At 75.6% G+C, this 18,142-nt stretch carries 13 protein-coding genes, 1 pseudogene and 1 riboswitch; of the genes and pseudogenes, 8 read left to right on the top strand and 6 right to left on the bottom strand.

The window, feature by feature from the left end:
• Positions 1 to 87: 87 nt before the first annotated feature.
• Complete coding sequence (locus OYE22_RS32380; protein WP_187061249.1) at positions 88 to 1,158, bottom strand: SIS domain-containing protein; 1,071 nt, start codon at positions 1,156 to 1,158, stop codon at positions 88 to 90.
• Positions 1,159 to 1,792: 634 nt separating this feature from the next.
• On the opposite strand from OYE22_RS32380, the gene OYE22_RS32375 reads away from it, so the two are divergent.
• Positions 1,793 to 1,936, top strand: coding sequence for a hypothetical protein (locus OYE22_RS32375; protein WP_277323761.1), 144 nt, complete (start codon positions 1,793 to 1,795; stop codon positions 1,934 to 1,936).
• Positions 1,937 to 2,065: 129 nt separating this feature from the next.
• Here OYE22_RS32375 and OYE22_RS32370 read toward each other — a convergent pair whose 3' ends face one another.
• The 4 genes from OYE22_RS32370 to cobN form a co-directional block, all read right to left on the bottom strand.
• Complete coding sequence (locus OYE22_RS32370) at positions 2,066 to 3,247, bottom strand: macrolide family glycosyltransferase (RefSeq protein WP_277323760.1); 1,182 nt, start codon at positions 3,245 to 3,247, stop codon at positions 2,066 to 2,068.
• A 232-nt stretch (positions 3,248 to 3,479) separates the two neighbouring features.
• On the bottom strand, positions 3,480 to 3,998 hold the full coding sequence (locus OYE22_RS32365; protein WP_277323759.1) for a nuclear transport factor 2 family protein: 519 nt from the start codon (positions 3,996 to 3,998) through the stop codon (positions 3,480 to 3,482).
• A 203-nt stretch (positions 3,999 to 4,201) separates the two neighbouring features.
• Entirely contained in the window at positions 4,202 to 4,654 is a 453-nt protein-coding gene (locus tag OYE22_RS32360; RefSeq protein WP_277323758.1) for an NUDIX domain-containing protein, read from the bottom strand.
• Positions 4,647 to 8,294 carry a cobaltochelatase subunit CobN gene (gene cobN / locus OYE22_RS32355; protein WP_277323757.1) on the bottom strand — a complete coding sequence of 1,216 codons (3,648 nt, stop codon included), beginning with the start codon at positions 8,292 to 8,294 and terminating at the stop codon, positions 4,647 to 4,649. Before cobN ends, OYE22_RS32360 begins: the two co-directional genes overlap by 8 nt.
• A 53-nt stretch (positions 8,295 to 8,347) precedes the next feature.
• Positions 8,348 to 8,421, bottom strand: a riboswitch (cobalamin riboswitch).
• Between the two features lie 366 nt (positions 8,422 to 8,787).
• Between cobN and OYE22_RS32350 the strand changes: the two are divergent.
• The 3 genes and pseudogenes from OYE22_RS32350 to OYE22_RS32340 all read left to right on the top strand — a co-directional run bounded on the left by OYE22_RS32350 (position 8,788) and on the right by OYE22_RS32340 (position 12,748).
• Positions 8,788 to 10,432 (top strand): annotated as a pseudogene (locus OYE22_RS32350) (nitrite reductase).
• Between the two features lie 91 nt (positions 10,433 to 10,523).
• Positions 10,524 to 11,150, top strand: a complete 627-nt coding sequence (locus tag OYE22_RS32345; RefSeq protein ID WP_277323756.1) for a precorrin-8X methylmutase — start codon at positions 10,524 to 10,526, stop codon at positions 11,148 to 11,150.
• The gene (locus OYE22_RS32340; protein ID WP_277323755.1) at positions 11,147 to 12,748 is read left to right on the top strand and encodes a precorrin-2 C(20)-methyltransferase; all 1,602 of its coding nucleotides are present in this window, start codon (positions 11,147 to 11,149) and stop codon (positions 12,746 to 12,748) included. The genes OYE22_RS32345 and OYE22_RS32340 overlap by 4 nt, the downstream gene beginning before the upstream one ends.
• 130 nt (positions 12,749 to 12,878) lie before the next feature.
• On the opposite strand, the gene OYE22_RS32335 is transcribed toward OYE22_RS32340, so the two are convergent.
• Positions 12,879 to 13,646, bottom strand: coding sequence for a cobalt-precorrin-6A reductase (locus OYE22_RS32335; RefSeq protein WP_277324424.1), 768 nt, complete (start codon positions 13,644 to 13,646; stop codon positions 12,879 to 12,881).
• Between the two features lie 353 nt (positions 13,647 to 13,999).
• Here OYE22_RS32335 and OYE22_RS32330 point away from each other — a divergent pair, with 353 nt between their 5' ends.
• From OYE22_RS32330 to OYE22_RS32315, 4 genes are all read left to right on the top strand, one after another.
• Positions 14,000 to 15,139 carry a cobalt-precorrin-5B (C(1))-methyltransferase gene (locus tag OYE22_RS32330; RefSeq protein WP_277324423.1) on the top strand — a complete coding sequence of 380 codons (1,140 nt, stop codon included), beginning with the start codon at positions 14,000 to 14,002 and terminating at the stop codon, positions 15,137 to 15,139.
• Positions 15,140 to 15,336: 197 nt separating this feature from the next.
• Positions 15,337 to 16,467 carry an FAD-dependent oxidoreductase gene (locus tag OYE22_RS32325; RefSeq protein WP_277323754.1) on the top strand — a complete coding sequence of 377 codons (1,131 nt, stop codon included), beginning with the start codon at positions 15,337 to 15,339 and terminating at the stop codon, positions 16,465 to 16,467.
• Positions 16,468 to 16,575: 108 nt separating this feature from the next.
• Positions 16,576 to 17,559: an AraC family transcriptional regulator gene (locus OYE22_RS32320; protein ID WP_277323753.1), complete on the top strand. Its 984-nt coding sequence runs from the start codon at positions 16,576 to 16,578 to the stop codon at positions 17,557 to 17,559.
• Positions 17,560 to 17,656: 97 nt separating this feature from the next.
• The gene (locus tag OYE22_RS32315; RefSeq protein WP_277323752.1) at positions 17,657 to 18,124 is read left to right on the top strand and encodes a GNAT family N-acetyltransferase; all 468 of its coding nucleotides are present in this window, start codon (positions 17,657 to 17,659) and stop codon (positions 18,122 to 18,124) included.
• Positions 18,125 to 18,142 lie beyond the last annotated feature (18 nt).

The raw sequence follows: 18,142 nt of genomic DNA, 5'->3' as shown, positions 1-18,142 counted from the left end.
CAGCGAGGGTGGGGTGGTGCGGGCGCGGCGGTGGCCGACGGGCCCGGTCGCAGGCCCCGTCGGCGCACCACCGCGGTGTGGCACGGCTCAGTGGGTCTCGGTGACCTTGGCCAGGGCACGCGGCGCGTCCGGGTCCTGGCCCCGGGCGATGGTCACCTCGTACGCCAGCATCTGCAGCGGCAGGATCTCCAGGATGGGCTGGACCTCCTCGACCACGCCATCGGTGGGCAGCGCGAACCCGGCCGACGCCTTGTCCACCTCCGCCTGCGTACCGATCACGACCAGGTCGGCGCCGCGGCCCCGGAGTCGCTCCAGGACCGGCTGCAGGGCCTCACCGCCACGCCCGTCGGTGACGATGGCGATGACCGGCGACACGTTGTCCACCATGGCCAGCGGGCCGTGCAGCAGGTCGGCGCCGGAGTACGACAGGGCCGGGATGTAGCTGGTCTCCATCAGCTTCAGCGCGGCCTCCTTGGCGGTCGGGTAGCCGTAGCCACGGGAGGTGAGGACCATACGCTCGGCGAAGCGGTAGCGCCCCGCCAGGGTGCGTACCTCCTCCTGCCGGTCCAGGATCTGCCGCGCGAGGTCGGGCAGCACCTTGGCCGCGGCGCCGTCGCCTCCGTCGAGCCCCTCCACGAAGAGGTAGAGGGCCAGCAGTTCGGCGGTGTAGGTCTTCGTCGCGGGGAGCGCCTTCTCCTCGCCCGCCAGCACGTCGATGTGGTACTCGGAGACCTCGGCCAGCGGCGAGTCGGCGTTGTTCGTCACGGCCAGCGTGATCGCGCCCGCCTCGCGCGCGGCGCGGGTGGAGGCCACCAGGTCCGGGGAGCCACCCGACTGGCTGACGGTGATCACCAGCACGTCCCGCAGGTCCGGCTTGGCGCCGTACGCCGTGGTCGTGGACATCGACGTGAGGCCACACGGCAGACCGAGGCGCACCTCGAGGAGGTACTTGGTGTAGAGCGCCGCGTTGTCCGAGGTTCCGCGAGCGGTCAGCAGGACGAACCGGGGCTGGCGGGCCGCGATGGCCTCGGCCACCTCCCGGATGCGAGGGGCGCCCTCCTCCAGGATGCGACGCAGTACCTCGGGCTGCTCGGCCATCTCACCGGCCATGATCTGGCCCGGTCGATCGTGGTGCTGAGCGGCAGTCGTCGCCGACATGTAGGTGCCTCCCGGTGGGCGCTGTGAAGCGCGAACAGTGATCTCCCGCGCGTCTTATTTGTACCCCGTAGCGCTCCAGAGGTCTAGTCCACTCCTGCGCGCGTCGCGGCGTCCGCGCGAAGCCCGGGCGGACGGGTGCGCGAGGGGCGTCGAACGACCCGCCGCTACCCCGTTCGAGTACCCGCCGATGCGGGTGAGGCACCCACCCGGAACGTGACCGGCGAGCGGGCGTGGGCGTTGGTTCGGCGTGACAACGATGCGGCGTGCCACTTCATACCACCGCCGACGACCGCTCCGCCCTCCCACCGAGGCGAAGCCCGCGTGTACAACGGGTGCGGAAACGGTTCACCAGCAGCTCGCGCCAGGACTGGCCACGCCCGTGCGAGCGGCGCGGCCGGCGCCACCACCGGCGCTGATCACCCAGCCGGTACGGGTCGACCCGCCAACCGGCCCACGCGCCAGTGCGCCGCCCGGCTTCCCCGGCGGCCCGCCCCTCGCCTCCCCGGCCGCCCCACCGGGCCCGGCCGCACCCCCGGCCAGCCGGCCCCCGGCCACCGCCCCGCCCCCCGGTGGCCGCGCCAGGCCCCCAGGCGCGGCCCGCCCCGCAGCCGCCGCCCCGCCCCACGCGCCGGGCATGCCGATCTACGCGGAGCTGGCGGAGCGCTGGCTCGGCGCGGGCCGGACCGTGCCGGGCGCGTACGACCAGGAGTGGGCGGACCTCGTCAACCGGCCCGCCTGGCCCCCCACGCGCTGGGCCGGCGCGACGCCGCGAGGCTGAGGCCCGGCCCGGGGCCGCCCGCCTCAGGGCGGCCCGGGAACCCCGCCTGGGCCGCCCTCCGGACGGGTGCGGCTCGGGCGGGCACGGCGCGGGCCGCCCACGTGCGGTGGCCCGCGCCGGCGGTGCGACTCAGCGCGGCGGGAGCTCCGCCTCGATCAGGTCGGCCGCCCGAGCGGTGCCGCCCTCCGCCTTGGCCTGGGCCCGCAGCTCGGCGAGGCGGCGGGCGACCTCGGCGTCACTGGTGAGCTGGAGCAGGGCCGCGCGGAGCGCTTCCGGCGTGGCGTCCTCGGTGTCGATGCGCCGGGCCACGCCCAGTTCGACGAGCCGGTCGGCGTTGGCGAACTGGTCGGCCCCCTGCGGGACGGCGATCATCGGAACGCCGCTGTCGAGCCCCTCCCCACAACCGCCCATCCCGGCGTGCGTCACGAACGCGTCGGCCTGCCGCAACACGGCCACCTGCGGCACCCACGCGTGCACCTCGACATTGGCCGGGATCCGCCCCAGCTCGGCGGGGTCCGTGTACTTCCCGACCTGAAGCACGACGTGCCAGCCGGGCAGGTCGCCGAAGGCCGCCAGGCACCGGCGGTAGAAGTCGGGCTGCCGGGTGTAGGCCGAGCCGAGCGAGATCAGCAGCACCCGCTCGGCGTCGGCCGGGCGCGTCCAGGAGCCCTGGTCGGCCCGGTCACCCAGGCACGGCCCGACGAAGCTCACGATCCGCGGGTCCACGGTGTCGGCGTGCGGCTGCATGGCCCGCGGGATCATGGCCACCGCGCGGGCCGGGCGCCCGCCGAACTCCTCGGCGTCGGTCGTGGTGGCGCCGCACTCCGCCAGCCAGGCGGCGAACCGCGCGAAGTAGGCGTCCGCCCCCGGAAGCGCCCTGAGCTGGGCGCCGACCTCCTCCTCGAAGGTGTCCCAGGCGACGTGGCTGGGGGACAGCTGCACGGTGGGCCGGCCCTGCCGCTCCGCCAGCGCGCGGGCCGCGTAGCCGCCGATGTCGTACAGGTAGAGGTCCGCCGGGTCCGCGTCGTAGACGGCGCGCAGTCGCGGCAGCGTCCGCATGGCGTCGTCGAGGAAGAGGCCCATGGCGGCGACGGGGTCGGCCGGCCAGTCGTTCTCGGCCACCGGCAGCGTCGAGCGGTACGCGACCAGTTCGGCGCCGGTGGGGGCGATCAGGTCGGCGACGGCCGGGTCGTTGGCGTAGGTGACCCGGTGCCCGCGGGCGACGAGTTCCCGGATGATCTCCAGGCTGGGCAGGACGTGGCTGACGGCGGGAATGCCGACCATGGCGATGTGGGCACGCTGGCGTGACATGGGTGTGCTCCTTGGCAGTGCTACGGGAGGTGGGTACGACGAGCCGACGCCCAGGGGGTGGCGCGACGGTTCGACCGGTCGCGCCCCGTACGCCGCTGGGCGTGGCGGGAACGGGCGCTGGGCCCGTCGTCGTGTCAGCCGTAGAGCTGCTGGAAGAAGAACATGCCGGGGACGCTAGCGCGACGGCCAAGCGCGCCACCGCATTGCCGTGGCACCGCCGGGCACCGCCTCGCTACGGCCGTGCGGGCGGCACCGCGCGCCCGGGCGGTGCCGGGTGGTCGGCTGGTGCCAGGCGCTCGGTCGGCCCGGCGAAGGCCAGGAAGACGGTGCGGGTGGCCAGCAACCACCGGCCGCCCACCTGTCGGAAGCTGTCCTCGTAGTGCCCTACCTGCACCGGAGCGCGCGCGGGCACCATGCCGCCGCCGTGACCGTCGACGCGGTACGTCGTGAAGTAGCTGGTCGCGCTCGCCGTCGTCGGGGACACGAGGGTGACCAGGACGTTCGTGCTCACGCGACGCGAGAGCCGGTCGGCGGGGCGGGCGCCGAAGTAGGCCCGCAGCGCGTCCCGGCCCTCGATCCTGCGGTCGCCGTCGGGCCACTCCCAGACCCCGTCGGCCGTGAAGAGGTCGGCCACGGCGGCCGGATCGCCGAGGTCGAGTTCGCGGACGAACGCGGCGATCAGACGCTCGCAGGCACGCTCGGCGAGCAGACGGTGAAGGGGGCTGAGGGAGGCGGGCTCGGCATTCGGCATCCCCGCCTCCTACCCGTGCGGCCGGCGCCCGCACACCTGGCCAGCGCTCCCCCACGTCCCGCCGGCGGTCGCCGTGCGCACCGCGTGCGACGACCGCCGGCAAGCAGACCGTGGAGCGCGTGGCGGGACGCGACGGGACAGGCGGGCGGCCCGGCCGGGCCGCCCGCCTGCCGGGGGCGTGTGATCCGCGCGAACGGTCGCCGTCAGCGCGCCAGGACGCCGTCCGTGGTCAGCCGTGTCAGGACCTGTCGCAGCGCCGGGGCGCAGCGCTCCGTGTCGGCGGGGCGGTCCCGGAACCAGTCCAGTTCAGCGATCTCGCGGTCGGGTTGGAGGGCGCCGGTGGCCGGGCCGGTGTAGCAGGTCATGCGCAGCGGCCGGCCGCCCTGTCCGTGTGCCTCGTCCTCGATGACGAACGCCTCGGTCAGCTCCCGCGCGTCGGCCCGCACGCCCAGTTCCTCGCCGAGTTCACGGGCCAGCGCCCGCGGGCCGCTCTCGCCGGGTTCGAGCTTGCCGCCGGGCAGGTAGAAGCGGTCCTTGCCGTGGGTGCGGACGGCCAGCAGGCGTCCGTCGCGCACGCACAGCCAGGCCACCGACTCCAGGGCGGCGAGTTGCTCGGCCTGTGCGGGCCGTTCAGTCTGTTCGGGCTGCTCAGGCATCGGCGTCACCACCGTCCGCGCCGTCTTCGAGGTTGCCCTCGGTCTCCAGGTACAGCTCCCGCACCGCGGCCAGCGTCTCCTGGTCGGGTTCGGCCCACAGGCCGCGGCTCTCGGCTTCGAGCAGCCGCTCCGCCATGCCGTGCAGGGCCCAGGGGTTGGCCTCTTCGAGGAAGGCGCGGTTCTCCGGGTCGAGCAGGTAGCTCTGGGCGAGCTTGTCGTACATCCAGTCGGCGACCACGCCGGTGGTGGCGTCGTAGCCGAAGAGGTAGTCGACGGTGGCGGCGAGTTCGAAGGCGCCCTTGTAGCCGTGTCGGCGCATCGCCTCGATCCAGCGGGGGTTGACGACGCGGGCGCGGAAGACGCGGGAGGTCTCCTCGTGCAGGGTGCGGGTGCGCACGGTCTCCGGGCGGGTGCTGTCGCCGATGTACGCGGCGGGGGCGGTGCCCTTGAGCGCGCGCACGGTGGCCACCATGCCGCCGTGGTACTGGAAGTAGTCGTCGGAGTCGGCGATGTCGTGTTCGCGGGTGTCGGTGTTCTTCGCCGCGACCGCGATGCGCTTGTACGCGCTCTCCATCTCCTCGCGCGCGGGGCGGCCGTCGAGGCCGCGGCCGTAGGCGTAGCCGCCCCAGACGGTGTAGACCTCGGCGAGGTCGGCGTCGGTGCGCCAGTCGCGGCTGTCGATGAGCTGGAGCAGGCCCGCCCCGTAGGTGCCGGGCCGGGAGCCGAAGATGCGCGTGGTGGCGCGGCGTTCGTCGCCGTGCGCGGCGAGGTCGGCCTGGGCGTGGGCGCGTACGTGGTTGTCGGCGGCGGGCTCGTCAAGGCCGGCCACCAGGCGTACGGCGTCGTCCAGCAGGCCCACCACGTGCGGGAACGCGTCGCGGAAGAAGCCGGAGATGCGCAGCGTCACGTCGATGCGCGGGCGGCCGAGTTGGTCGAGCGGGATGGGTTCCAGGCCCGTGACGCGGCGCGAGGCCTCGTCCCAGGTGGGGCGGACACCGAGTAGCGCCAGGGCCTCGGCGATGTCGTCGCCCGCGGTGCGCATGGCGCTGGTGCCCCACAGCGAGAGGCCGACGGACTGCGGCCAGGTGCCGTCGTTGTCGGTGCGGTAGCGGTCGAGGAGGGAGTCGGCGAGTGCCTGGCCGGTCTCCCAGGCGAGGCGGCTCGGCACCGCCTTGGGGTCGACGGAGTAGAAGTTGCGGCCGGTGGGGAGCACGTTGACCAGGCCGCGCAGCGGCGACCCGGAGGGGCCGGCGGGCACGAAGCCGCCGCCGAGCGCGTGCACGGCGTGGTCGATCTCGTCGGTGGTGCGGGCGAGCCGGGGCACCACCTCGCGGGCGGCGAACTCCAGGATGGCCGCGACGTCCTCGCGCGCGTCGGCCGGCAGCGTCGCGCAGACCGTCTCGGTCGCGGCGATGTCCCAGTCGGCGTCGTCCATGGCCTGCACCAGCGCCCTGGCCCGCTCCTCGGCCTCGTCGGCGCCGATGCGGCTGTTGGCCGACTCGTCGTACCCGAGCGCCTCGCGCAGCCCCGGCAGGGCCGTGGTGCCGCCCCAGATCTGGCGGGCGCGCAGGATGGCCAGGACGAGGTTGACCCGGTCGGCGGCGGCCGGGGCGCTGCCGAGCACGTGCAGCCCGTCGCGGATCTGGACGTCCTTGACCTCGCAGAGCCAGCCGTCGACGTGCAGCAGGAAGTCGTCGAACCCGTCGTCGTCGGGCCGGTCGGCCAGGCCGAGGTCGTGGTCGAGCTTGGCGGCCTGGATCAGGGTCCAGATCTGGGCGCGGATGGCGGGCAGCTTGGCCGGGTCCATCGAGGAGATGGCCGCGTACTCGTCCAGGAGTTGCTCGAGGCGGGCGATGTCGCCGTAGGACTCGGCGCGGGCCATCGGCGGCACCAGGTGGTCCACGAGCGTCGCGTGCACCCGGCGCTTGGCCTGCGTGCCCTCTCCCGGGTCGTTGACGAGGAAGGGGTAGACCAGGGGCAGGTCGCCGAGCGCGGCGTCGGGGGCGCAGGCGGCGGACAGGCCCGCGTTCTTGCCCGGCAGCCACTCCAGGTTGCCGTGCTTGCCCAGGTGGACCATGGCGTCGGCGCCGAAGCCGCCGTCCTCCCGGGGGGCGGCGATCCAGCGGTAGGCAGCCAGGTAGTGGTGCGAGGGCGGCAGGTCGGGGTCGTGGTAGATGGCGATGGGGTTCTCGCCGAAGCCGCGCGGCGGCTGGATGAGGACGAGCAGGTTGCCGCGGCGCAGGGCGGCGAGCACGATCTCGCCCTCCGGGTCGCGGCTGGTGTCCACGAACATCCGGCCGGGCGGCGGGCCCCAGTGCTCCTCCACCGAGTCCCGCAGTTCCTTGGGCAGCTCGGCGTACCAGCGGCGGTAGTCGGCGGCGGGGATACGCACCGGGTTGCGGGCCAACTGCTCCTCGGTGAGCCACTCCTGGTCGTGGCCGCCGGCCTCGATCAGGGCGTAGATCAACTCGTCGCCGTTGCCGGACGCGAGCCCGGGCAGCGCCTCCTCGCCCTCCTCGGGGCCGAGGTCGTAACCCTCGGCGCGCAGCCTGCGCAGCAGGGCGACGGCGCTGGCGGGGGTGTCGAGCCCCACGGCGTTGCCGATCCGCGAGTGCTTGGTCGGGTACGCGGAGAGCACCAGGGCCAGGCGCTTGTCGGCGGCCGGTACGTGACGCAGCCGGGCGTGCCGTACGGCGATGCCGGCGACGCGGGCGGCGCGCTCGGGGTCGGCGGCGTACACCGGCAGCCCGTCCTCGTCCACCTCCTTGAAGGAGAACGGCACGGTGATCAGGCGGCCGTCGAACTCGGGAACCGCGACCTGGGTGGCGGAGTCCAGCGGGGACAGGCCCTCGTCGTTCTCCTCCCAGGCGGCGCGGGTGCCGGTCAGGCACAGGGCCTGCAGGATGGGCACGTCGAGGGCGGCCAGCGCCCCGGCGTCCCAGGACTCGTCGTCGCCGCCGGCCGACGCCTCGGCGGGCTTGGTGCCGCCCGCGGCGAGCACGGTGGTCACCACCGCGTCGGCCGCGCCGAGTGCCTCGATCAGTTCCGGTTCGGGGGCCCGCAGCGAGGCGACGAACAGCGGCAGGGGCCGCCCGCCGGCGTTCTCGATGGCGGTGCACAGCGCGTCCACGAAGGCGGTGTTGCCGCTCATGTGGTGGGCGCGGTAGTAGAGCACGGCGACCACGGGGCCGCTGGCGTCGGCGCGCGCGGTGCGCTCCAGCGGGCCCCAGGTCGGCGCGGCGTGCGGTGGCTCGAAGCCGTGGCCGGTGAGCAGCACGGTGTCGGAGAGGAACCGGGCGAGCTGGTCGAGGTTGGCGGGCCCGCCGTGCGCGAGGTAGGCGTGCGCCTCGGCGGCGATGCCGACGGGGACGGTGGACGCTTCCATCAACTGCGCGTCCGGGGCCTGTTCGCCGGTGAGGACGACGACCGGGCGCTCGCCCGCGAGCAACAGGTCGAGCCCTTCCTGCCAGGCCCGTACGCCGCCGAGCAGGCGGACCACGACGAGGGAGACGCCCTCCAGGAGGGCGGGCAGGTCATCCAGGCTGAGCCGGGCCGGGTTGGCGAGTCGGTAGGGCACCGGGCCCTGCGCCGCACGAGCGCTGAGCAGGTCGGTGTCGGACGTCGACAGCAAAAGGATCATGCGGCAGCAGCCTTCCTCGGGGTCCGCGCCCCGGGCGGGTGGGAGGACGGCAGGAGTTCCTGGCTCGTCCGGCATCGCTGCCGGACTCACAGTGGCGGGACCGCGCCGGTCTCACACCGGCTTCCTCCCCTGGCGCCGTCGCTGGCGTCGGCGGACCGGGGGGCCCGCCGGGGAGCATAGTAACGACCGACCAGGGGCCGCGTCGCTGGCTCCGTTCCCGGTCAGGTGGCTGATAGCGACGCGGGGTCGCGGTGCGCGGACGGGACTGGTATGGGGTTCGCGGAGGGCACGCCGGGGCGGCGGCGCGCGGGCCGTGGGCCCGGGCTCGGGGCGGTGCGGCGCCGGGGGTGGGCGGGGGTGTGCGCCACCGGGTGGGTGCGGGCGGTGGCGCGGGCAGCGGGCAGGCGGTGGCACGGGTGATGGCGTTCGGGCCGGGTGGGCTGACCTGGTGCGGGACGGTGCGGCCGAGGGGATCGTCGGTATGCTCGCCGCCATGCCTCTCACCCCGACAACCGCCCCAACTGGGGAGGAACCGCGCAGCCGCACGGGCGATGACGCCTGTCCCGGCGCGCTGCGGCTGCACCGGGCCGACGACGGCTTCCTGGCGCGCGTACGGCTCCCCGGCGGGTTGCTGACGGCGGACCAGGCGGAGGAACTGGCGCTGGCGGCCGAGGCGTTGGGCGACGGCGCGCTCGACCTGACCTCGCGGGGCAACGTGCAGGTGCGCGGGCTCGGCTCGGGGTGCGGCGGCGAGCTTGCCGAGCGGTTGCGGTCGGCGGGCCTGTTGCCGTCGGACACGCACGAGCGGGTCCGCAACGTGGCCCTGTCGCCCCTGTCGGGGCTCGACGGCGCGGGGCGGGCCGACGTGACGGCCTGGGTGCGGGAGTTGGACGGCCTGTTGTGCGGGACGCCGGCCGTGGCGGGGCTTTCGGGGCGGTTCCTGTTCGCCGTCGACGACGGCCGGGGCGATGTGGCCGCGCTCGGCGCCGATGTGACATTGATCGCAGAGCCGGGCGGATGGGCCCTGCTGCGGGTGGGGACCGACCCCGCGACCGGTCGCACGCCGGGGGCGTCCGCGCCCCAGCGGCCGACCGGCGCGCGCGCCGACACCTCGCCCGCCGCCCCGCCCGGCGAGGGAGCCCCCCGGCCCCGTCGGCGCGTACGAGGGTGCCACCCCCGCTCCGACGCTGCGCGTACGGGCCGACGCGGCGCCGCGCGCCGCCCTGTTGACCGCGCTCGCCTTTGTCGAGGCAGGAAGGGACAGCGGCGCCAAGGCGTGGCGGGTGTGGGAGCTGCCGGCGCGACACGCGCTCACGGAGCCGCGGCTACGCGCCGCGCTGGCGCGCGCGGGCATCGAGGCCGAGGCCGTGCCCGCTGCGGACGCGACCGCCAGCCACGCCGGCGGCGGTACGCCGGAGGCGACCTGGCTCGACGCGGCGCCGGCCCCCGGCCTGGTCCCGGCGCCGGGCGGCGAGCGGGCCGCGCTGAGCGTGGCCACGCCGCTGGGCCGCCTCTCCCTCGCGCAGTGGCGGCTGCTGGTGGCCGCGGCCCGCGCGGGGCGGGGCGAGACGCGTGTGACACCCTGGCGCGGCGTGGTGGTCCCGGGGCTCGCCGTGGCCGATGCCCGGCACTGGTTGGGCGTGCTCGCCGAGGCCGGCCTCGTCACCGACGCCGGGTCCGCCTGGTACGGCGTCGGAGCCTGTACGGGGCGGCCCGGCTGTGCGAAGTCGCTGGCCGACGTGCGCGCGGACGCGGCCGGCGCGCTGGCCGCGACCGCGCCGTCGCCGACCGGGCCGACGCCCGCCGAGCGGCGGCCGGCGCGGACGTTGCCGGTGTACTGGTCGGGCTGCGAGCGCCGCTGCGGCCACCCACGGGGCCGTTGGGTGGACGTGCTGGCGAGCGCCGACGGCTACCGGATCTCGATCGAGGGTACGGAGCGTACGGCGGCCCGCCAGGTGGCGCCCACTCCACGGCTCGACGGGCCGATGTCAGGCGCGGCGGAGACGAAGCCCGCGGACACATCGAACGCACCGTACGGCCCGGACGCGCCAGGTCCGGCGGAGGCGGCGGCTCCCCTGGGGCCGCTGTCGCTCGCGGAGTTGGCGGCAGCGGTGGCGGCGGCGCGGCGGGTGCCGTAACCCGACGCCGCCGCCCCGGTCGCGCCGGGGCCGGGCACAGCCCGAGGGACATCGAAGGCCATCAGGAACATCAAGGGACATCGAGGACACTGTGTTCGACTACGAGAAGGACGGCGCGGCCATCTACCGCGCCTCCTTTGCCACCATCCGCGCCGAGGCCGCGCTGGACGCCCTGCCGCCCGACGTCAGCCAGGTCGCGGTGCGGATGATCCACGCCTGCGGCATGGTCGACCTCGTCAAGGACCTCGCGTACACGCCGAACGTGGTGGCCGCCGCCCGGGCGGCGCTGCGCGCCGGCGCGCCCATCCTGTGTGACGCGAACATGGTCGCCAGCGGCGTCACCCGCAAGCGGCTGCCGGCCGACAACGAGGTGCTGTGCACGCTGGCCGACCCCACGGTCCCGGAGTTGGCACGGCAGTTGGGCACCACGCGCAGCGCCGCCGCCCTGGAGCTGTGGCGCGACCGGCTTGAGGGGGCGGTGGTGGCCGTCGGCAACGCGCCGACGGCGCTGTTCCGCCTGCTGGAGATGATCGAGGAGGGCGCGCCGCGGCCTGCGGCGGTCATCGGCGTGCCGGTCGGCTTCATCGGAGCGGCCGAGTCCAAGGAGGCGCTGGCCGGGCACCCGGCGGCGCTCGACCACCTGGTGGTGCGCGGACGGCGGGGCGGCAGCGCCATGGCCGCCGCCGCGATCAACGCGATAGCGAGCGAGGAAGAGTGAGCGAGCAGCAGGAGCGGGCGGCCGACGCGCCGGAGCACGGCACGGGCAGGCTGTATGGGGTCGGGCTCGGCCCCGGCGACCCGTCCTTGATGACGGTGCGGGCCGTCGAGGTCATCACCGGCGCCGACGTGGTCGCGTACCACAGCGCCCAGCACGGCCGCAGCATCGCGCGCGCCATCGCCGAGCGGCACCTGCGCCCCGACCACATCGAGGAGCGGCTGGTCTACCCGGTCACCACCGAGTCGACCGACCACCCCGGCGGCTATCGGGGCGCCATGGAGGACTTCTACGCCGAGGCCGCGGCCCGGCTGGCGGCGCACCTGGACGCGGGCCGCACGGTGGCGGTGCTCGCCGAGGGCGATCCGCTGTTCTACGGCTCGTACATGCACATGCACAAGCGGCTCGCGGACCGCTACCCGACGGAGGTCATCCCCGGCGTCACCTCGGTGAGCGCCGCGGCGGCCCGGACCGGCAGCCCGCTGGTGGAGGCCGAGGAGGTGCTGACGATCCTGCCGGGCACGCTGCCCGAGGAGGAGTTGGCGGCCCGTCTGGCCGCCACGGACTCCGCGGCCGTACTCAAGCTGGGACGCACCTTCCCCACCGTGCGACGGGCCCTGGAGCGCTCCGGCCGGCTGGCGGAGGCGCGTTACGTGGAGCGGGCCACGATGGGCGCCGAACGCACCGAGGCGCTGGCGGACGTGGACCCGGACTCGGTGCCGTACTTCTCGATGGCCCTGGTCCCGAGCCGGATCGGCGCCCAGCGCCCGGCCCCGGCCGCCGGCGAGGCGCGGCGCGCGGCGGAGCCCGCGATCAGCGACGAGGCCGCGATGAGCGACGAGCCGGTGGCGGGCGGCGAGGTGGTGGTCGTCGGACTCGGTCCCGCCGGGCCGATGTGGCTGACGCCGGAGGCGCGCGGCGCCCTGGCGGCGGCCGACGACCTGGTCGGCTACACCACCTATCTGGACCGGGTGCCGGTGCGGCCGGGGCAGCGGCGGCACGCGTCGGACAACAAGGTGGAGGCGGTGCGCGCGGAGTTCGCGCTCGACCTCGCCCGGCGCGGGCGACGGGTGGCGGTGGTCTCCTCCGGCGACCCCGGCGTGTTCGCGATGGCGACGGCCGTCCTCGAGGCCGCGTCGGTCGCCCCGTACCGCGAGGTCCCGGTGCGCGTGCTGCCGGGGATGACGGCCGCGCACGCGGCTGCCGCCCGGGCGGGCGCGCCGCTCGGGCACGACTACGCGGTGATCTCGCTGTCCGACCGGCTCAAGCCGTGGGAGGTGATCGCGGAGCGGCTGCGCTCGGCGGCGGCGGCCGACCTGGTCCTCGCGCTCTACAATCCCGGCTCGCGCAGTCGTGTCTGGCAGGTGGGCAAGGCCCGCGAGCTGCTGCTCGAACACCGCGCCCCGGACACGCCGGTGGTGCTCGGCCGCGACGTGGGCGGACCGGAGGAGAGCGTGCGCGTCGTACGGCTGGCCGACCTCGACCCCGAGCAGGTGGACATGCGCACCATTCTGCTGATCGGCTCGTCCCAGACGCGGACGGTGCGCCGGGGGGACGGCACCGAGGTGGTCTGGACACCCCGGTACTACCCGCAGGGCTGAGCGGGCCGGGGCGCGCGGCCGGTTCCGCGCGCCCGGCCCGTCGCCGTGGCCGGGCGGCTGGCGAGCGGTCCGGGGCGCGGTCATCCGGCGGTGAGCGCCCCGGACCGCCGCCGCGTTCGGTCGAGTCGGCTCAGCCGAGTCGCTCCCGCAGCCAGCGCGCCGCCTGCGGTACGTCGTTGACCACCGGCACCCCGGCGGGCACGGGCGGGCGGCGCACCACGACCACCGGGAGGCCGGCCTCGCGCGCGGCCGTGAGCTTGGCGGCGGTGGCCTGGCCGCCACTGTCCTTGGTCACCAGGACGTCGATCCGGTGCCGCCGCAGCAGCTCCGCCTCGCCCGCGAGGTCGAAGGGCCCACGGGCGAGCAGGACCTCCATCCGGGGCGGCGCCGGCGGGTCCGGGGCGTCCACCGAGCGGACCAGGAACCAGTGCTCGGCCAGGTGCGCGAAGGCGGCCAGCCCCATCCGCCCGGTGGTGAGGAAGACGCGCTCGCCGAGGCCGGCCAGCGCACCGGCGGCCGCCTCCAGCGAGGCCACCGGGTGCCAGCGGTCGCCGGGGCCCGGGACCCAGCCGGGGCGGCGCAGGGCGAGCAGGGGAACATGGGCGGTGGCCGCCGCCCGGGCGGCGTTGAAACTGATCGTCTCGGCGAAAGGATGAGTGGCGTCGATGAGCGCGTCCACCTGCTGCTCACGCATCCAGCGGACCAGCCCGTCGGGCCCGCCGAACCCGCCGACACGCACCTGCCCGGCGGGCATCCGGGGCGCGGCGACCCGGCCGGCGAGCGAGCTGGTCACGCGCGGCGGGCGCGCTCCGGCGCCGTCGCCCGCGGCGAGCGCCGCCGCGAGGAGGCGGGCCTCGGTGGTGCCGCCGAGGATCAGCACATGGGGTGCCGCGGTCATCGTGGTGCTCCCGGTCAGGCGGTGCGGGGTGGTCGCCCGCTGGACGCTCACGGGCGCGGCCGGCCTTTCGGCCCGCCGGTGCGGCGGTGCCGCCAGCGCGGCGGGTGCCGCGCCGCGCGCGGGCGCGCGCGTGGGCACCCCCGGTACGGTACGCGCTGCCACCTCGCGCCCGATCGCCCGGCCCCCGGACCCGGGCCCGCGGCCGACCGGGGCGCCGGTGGCGCGGACGAGCGGCGCGGCCCGTGGCTGACCAGCGGCGGGAACACGGAGGAGGCGACCGGAACGCGGCCGACCAGCAGCGGCCCGCGCGGGACGGCGGGAGCGCGGCGGTCGCGCCCGGCGGGCCGGCCGGCGTGAGCGACGAGCCGGTGGCCGTGGGCGGCCGGCAGGCCCAGCTCCAGCACACCGGGCTGCGGCCCGGCTGGACCACGGGCGCGTGCGCCACGGCCGCGACGACGGCCGCGTACACCGCCCTGCTCGGTGGCGACTTCCCGGACCCGGTGACCATCACCCTGCCCAAGGGGCAGCGGCCGGCGTTCGCGCTCGCGGCCGAGGAGTCGGGCCCCGGCTGGGCGATGGCCGCCGTCGTCAAGGACGCCGGGGACGACCCTGACGTCACGCACGGCGCGCTGGTACGCGCGCGGGTACGGGCGCTGCCGCCCGGCTCGGGCGTGGTCTTCCGGGCCGGTCCCGGGGTCGGCACCGTCACCCGCGCCGGCCTGCCGCTGCCGGTCGGCGAGCCCGCGATCAACCCGGTGCCCCGGCAGATGATGCGCGAGCACGTCGCGGCGGTGGCGGAGCGGCTCGGCGGGAGCGGCGACGTCGAGATCGAGGTGTCCGTCGACCACGGCGAGGAGATCGCCCGGAGCACCTGGAACCCGCGCCTTGGCATCCTGGGCGGCCTGTCCATCCTGGGCACGACGGGCATCGTGGTGCCGTACTCGTGCTCCGCGTGGATCGACAGCATCCGGCGCGGGGTGGACGTGGCGCGGGCGGCCGGGCGCCGTCACGTGGCCGGCTGCACCGGCTCGACCTCCGAGAAGGTCGCCGTGGCCGAGCACGCGCTGCCGGAGGACGCGCTGCTCGACATGGGCGACTTCGCCGGCGCGGTGCTCAAGTACCTGCGCCGCCACCCGGTGGACCGGCTCACCATCGCCGGCGGCTTCGCCAAGCTGTCCAAGCTGGCGGCGGGCCACCTGGACCTGCACTCCTCGCGCTCCCAGGTGGACAAGGGGTTCCTGGCCGAACTCGCCCGCACCGGTGGGGCCGACGAGGAGTTGGCGGCGGCGGTCGCGACGGCCAACACGGGGCTGGAGACGGTGCAGTTGTGCGCGGCGCGCGGGGTTCCGCTGGGCGACCTGGTGGCCGAGGCCGCGCGCGAACAGGCCCTCGGGGTGCTGCGCGGCGCGCCGGTGGCGGTGGACGTGATCTGCATCGACCGGGCCGGCACGATCGTGGGCCGCGCCCTCCCACGCGGCCCACGCGACGGTTGACGTTCCCCTCAGCGGCTCGTAATAGACCCACCGACGGGCGGCCAGCCGGCCACGCCGTACGCGGGCAGCGGGCAGCAGGCAGCAGGCCAGGGTCCGCCAACTCTTCGCCGGCGGCGGATGGTTGCCGCCGGATGTGGACAGGTCGGCGGGTCGGCGGATCGTACGGTCCCGGACGAAGCGATCCTCTGGAGGCGTACATGGACGGTGGGCACGGTGGCGTGCGGACGGCTCTGATCGTGGGGGCGGGTGTCGCCGGCCTGGCGGCGGCCACCGCCCTCGCGCGGGCGGGTTGGCGGGTGGAGGTCGTCGAGGCCAACCCGGCGCGCGAGACGAGCGGTTGGGGCCTGAGCCTGACCGGGCCGGCGCTGCGCGCGCTGGCCGAGCTGGAACTCGCCGACGCGTGTCTGGCCGAGGGTCACGGCATGAGCGTGATCACGCACGTGAACGTGCGCGGCGAGCCCACGGACCGGATCGAGCTGCCCCGGCTGCTCGGTGCGCGGCGGCCGGCGATGGTCGGCATCGCGCGCCCGGCCCTGCACCGCGTCCTGTACGCGGCGGCCGAGCGGTCCGGCGCGCTGGTGCGGCACGGGCGGACCGTCGTCTCGCTGGAGCAGCGGGCGGCGGCGGTCCGCGTGCGCCTGTCGGACGCGACCGAGCGCGAGGCCACCCTCGTCGTCGGGGCGGACGGCCTCCGTTCCTCGGTACGAGCACTGCTCGGACTCCGGCCCAAGCCCGGCTACCACGGGCAGATGGTGTGGCGAGCGCTGGTTCCGCGCCCCTCGTGGGCGACCGGCATCCACCAGTTCGCCGGGAAGGTCCACACGGCGGGCCTGGTCCCCCTCTCGGCCAGCCGGGCGTACGTCTTCCTGACCGAGAACGGGGTGGCCCACCACGTCCTCCCGGAGGCCGAACTCGTCCCGCGCCTGGCCGAGCTGTTGGAACCCTTCCCCGGCCGGGTGGCGGAGTTGGTCCCGCTGGTGGCCGAGTGCCGCGCGGTGGTGCGCCGTCCGGTGCGGACCCACGTCCTGCGGGGCCCCTGGAGCCACGGCAGCGGCGTGGTCATCGGCGACGCCGCCCACGCGCCCGCGCCACAGATGGCCAGCGGCGCGGCCCTGGCCATGGAGGACGGCCTCGTACTGGCCCAGGAGCTGGACCGGCACGAGTCGGTCGGAGCCGGTCTCGCGGCGTTCACCAGCCGACGCGCCCGACGCTGCCGAACGCTGGTGGAGACCTCGACAGCCATCGCCGACCTGGAGCGTGCCCAGCGCCACGACGAGGCGTATCCGCTGGTCAACGCGTGTCACCGACTGATGGCCGAGCCCGCGTGACCAACTGGCCCGTGCGTACGATGGGCTGTCGCCAGGTCACGCACGAGGGCACCGGGTCCGGCACGGGCACTCCGGGCTCCCGGGCCCCCGGCCTCCGGAGGAAGGAGGGTGAGCGCGTTGCCGACTCCGCTGCGCGGCTTCCTCATCACCCGCTCCCGAAACCCCGTCGACCTGCTGAACGCCGCCACCCGTCTGTTCGGCGGCTCCGTCACCACGTCGCCGCTGGACGGCCTGTGCGCGGGGCGGCACGAACTGCGCGGGGTGGCCGCGCACGACTTCGCCGTCGGCTACTTCGCCTCGCCGCTCACGGTGCGCGTCCGCGCGGCGGAAGGGCTCGGTTCCTACTTCGTCAACCTGGGCGTCTCCGGTGCCATCGCCGCGTCCCGCGACGGCGTGGACGCCACCCTGACCGCCACCACGGCCGGCGTGGTCAACCCCGGGGACACCCAGGAACTGCGCCCCGTACGGGCCACCTCCTCGCGCTTCCTGGGGCTGCGGATCGACGCGGCCCTGGTCGACCAGGCGTACGCGACGCTGACCGGCGCTCGCCCTCGGTCCACCGTCCGCTTCGACTTCGCCCTCGACCTGGCCGAGCCCAAGGGCCGGGCCGTACACCTGCTCGTCCGCTCCCTGGTGGAGCAACTGGACTCGGGCGACCCCTTGTTCCAGCGCCCCGAACTCCAGCGCGGTCAGCTCCGTTGCCTCGTCACCGCGCTGCTGCTGGCCCAGCCGCACTCACACACCGACGCGTTGCGGGGCGGCCCGCGAACCGGTCACCCGCGCGCCCTGCGCGCGGCCCTCGCCTACGTCGAGGCCCACCTATCCGAGCGCATCACCCTCGCCGACATCGCCCACGCCGCCGGATGCGCCCCGCGCACCCTCAGCTCCGCCTTCCGCGACCGCCTTGGCCTGTCCCCCCTGGCCTACGTACGCGACCTGCGACTGGACCGCGTCCGCCAGGACATCCTCGCCACCACCGACAGCGTGGGCACCATCGCCTACCGGTGGGGCATCTCCCACCTGGGCCGCTTCGCCGGCGACTACCGCGCCCGCTTCCACGAACTCCCCTCCACCACCGCGGCCCGCCGGTAGCCCCGCCGCCGCCCGGCCCACGTTTCGCGTCCGGGTCCGGCGGGTGGCGGGTGGCGAAACAACCACCGTCCGACCGGGTCCGCGCCATCATGGAGCCGTGAAGGACATCGTCTGCCGCCCCGCCCGCCTCCACGAGTTCGCCGCCGTCGCCAGGCTGCGTTGGCTGTGGGTGGCCGAACTGCACGGAACGCCGGACGTCACGCTGGAGGCGTTCGTACCCCGTTTCACGGCGTGGGCCCGGCAACACACGGACTCACACCGGTGCGTGGTGTCGGTCCGCGGCGACACCGTCATCGGCATGGCGTGGCTGGCGATCACCCAGCGCGTGCCACACCCGCGCGCGTTGGAGCGGCTGTCGGGCGATGTGCAGTGCGTGTACGTCATACCGGACGAGCGGGCCAATGGCGTGGGCGGCGAGCTGATCGAGGCGGTCCTGTCCTGGGCCGGCGAACTGGGCCTGGAGCGGGTGACCGTCCACTCCAGCGACCGGGCGGTCTCGGCGTACCGCCGGCACGGGTTCGCGGTCTCTCCACGCTTGCTTCAGGTCGAGGTGGCGGTGGCGTGAGCCGCCACCGGCCCGTGC

Source organism: Streptomyces sp. 71268 (genome assembly GCF_029392895.1).
Classification (GTDB): Bacteria; Actinomycetota; Actinomycetes; order Streptomycetales; family Streptomycetaceae; genus Streptomyces.
This window is presented reverse-complemented; position numbering and strand designations above follow the sequence as displayed.

What these genes read in the sequence shown, in the direction of transcription:
- OYE22_RS32380 (WP_187061249.1), bottom strand. Translation starts at nt 1,158, where the DNA reads ATGTCGGCGACGACTGCCGCTCAGCACCACGATCGACCGGGCCAGATC.
- OYE22_RS32375 (WP_277323761.1), top strand. Translation starts at nt 1,793, where the DNA reads ATGCCGATCTACGCGGAGCTGGCGGAGCGCTGGCTCGGCGCGGGCCGG.
- OYE22_RS32370 (WP_277323760.1), bottom strand. Translation starts at nt 3,247, where the DNA reads ATGTCACGCCAGCGTGCCCACATCGCCATGGTCGGCATTCCCGCCGTC.
- OYE22_RS32365 (WP_277323759.1), bottom strand. Translation starts at nt 3,998, where the DNA reads ATGCCGAATGCCGAGCCCGCCTCCCTCAGCCCCCTTCACCGTCTGCTC.
- OYE22_RS32360 (WP_277323758.1), bottom strand. Translation starts at nt 4,654, where the DNA reads ATGCCTGAGCAGCCCGAACAGACTGAACGGCCCGCACAGGCCGAGCAA.
- cobN (WP_277323757.1), bottom strand. Translation starts at nt 8,294, where the DNA reads ATGATCCTTTTGCTGTCGACGTCCGACACCGACCTGCTCAGCGCTCGT.
- OYE22_RS32335 (WP_277324424.1), bottom strand. Translation starts at nt 13,646, where the DNA reads ATGACCGCGGCACCCCATGTGCTGATCCTCGGCGGCACCACCGAGGCC.
- OYE22_RS32325 (WP_277323754.1), top strand. Translation starts at nt 15,337, where the DNA reads ATGGACGGTGGGCACGGTGGCGTGCGGACGGCTCTGATCGTGGGGGCG.